Consider the following 984-nt stretch of genomic DNA (forward strand, 5'->3'; position numbering starts at 1 on the left):
CACTCAGCCAAAAGAAAAAGCCCCAGCTTTCGCCGGGGTCGGAGGTCATAGGGTAGTGCAGAGTAGGCGACTCTGCCACAATACCGTTTTCCCTGACATGACTGACGATTTTGCCCAGGTTAAGTTGACACGCTCGCGGGGGACACCCGCATTTTTTGACAGATCTTCGCTTCAGGGATCAGCTCGCCCGGTTCGCCGTGGCGGGCTTTTTCTTGATCGGACCGCTGTTTCGCCTGACATGATGTGCCGTTCAGTTGCAACTACAGTGGCCTCATGGTCTGGGAGGACCATCTTCGCCAAGGAGGAAGCTGCCCGTCTCGCTTCGCCGCGACGGGCATTTTTTTGCGTCCACTGGGAACCATATCGCAGCTCGATCGTTCCAGGCCCATCAATGGCTCTACTATCGCCCTCCGTTTTTCTAAAAGACGGGGGGCTTCTTTTTGAACGCGCACCTACCGATTGTCGTCGGAATCCCCTCCTGACGGGCGTATGATTGTCGCGTCTGGAGGAGTGCCGTCATGCGCAACTATCTCCACCGCCATCCCAAGCAAAAGGGTTCGTTCTCGCCCGACGAGCTGGACATGCTCGACGCGCTGGTGAAGCGTGCAATGGAGGCGCTCCACATTGCGGATCCTGCGGAGTACAATGAGGTTGCTGCAAGGATCTTGTCGATCTACTCGCTGGGCGGCCGTAGTGTCGACGAAATCCTAGAAATAGCGGTCCGCCTACACAAGCAAGCCTCGTCGCGTTCTGCCTACTAGCGTGGCTTCAGTGTCGCCTCCGATCCCTGCAACAAGTGCCACCTGCCGGCGATTTGGCGTTCGGCGGGGTTGTTAAGGTATTGTTGACCATACTAAGCCAATTATGAAGGCGTGCTCGGATAGTAGAGAGTACCGGAGCGCCGCATCAAACTGGCCCGTCGTCTCGCCCGAGGCGGCGGGCTTTCTCATGGCGTCGCTCTAAATTGCGTTTTAGGCTGGCTAC

1 protein-coding gene is annotated in these 984 nt (G+C 57.1%); it reads left to right on the forward strand.

Annotation, left to right across the window (positions count from 1 at the left end; all coding sequences use genetic code 11):
• Positions 1 to 518 precede the first annotated feature (518 nt).
• Positions 519 to 761 carry a hypothetical protein gene (locus tag C7I85_RS30240; RefSeq protein ID WP_106727675.1) on the forward strand — a complete coding sequence of 81 codons (243 nt, stop codon included), beginning with the start codon at positions 519 to 521 and terminating at the stop codon, positions 759 to 761.
• The last annotated feature ends 223 nt before the right edge of the window (positions 762 to 984 follow it).

The sequence above is a fragment of the Pseudaminobacter soli (ex Li et al. 2025) genome, assembly GCF_003012705.1.
GTDB classification, from domain to species: Bacteria; Pseudomonadota; Alphaproteobacteria; order Rhizobiales; family Rhizobiaceae; genus Pseudaminobacter; species Pseudaminobacter soli.

What these genes read in the sequence shown, in the direction of transcription:
- C7I85_RS30240 (WP_106727675.1), top strand. Translation starts at nt 519, where the DNA reads ATGCGCAACTATCTCCACCGCCATCCCAAGCAAAAGGGTTCGTTCTCG.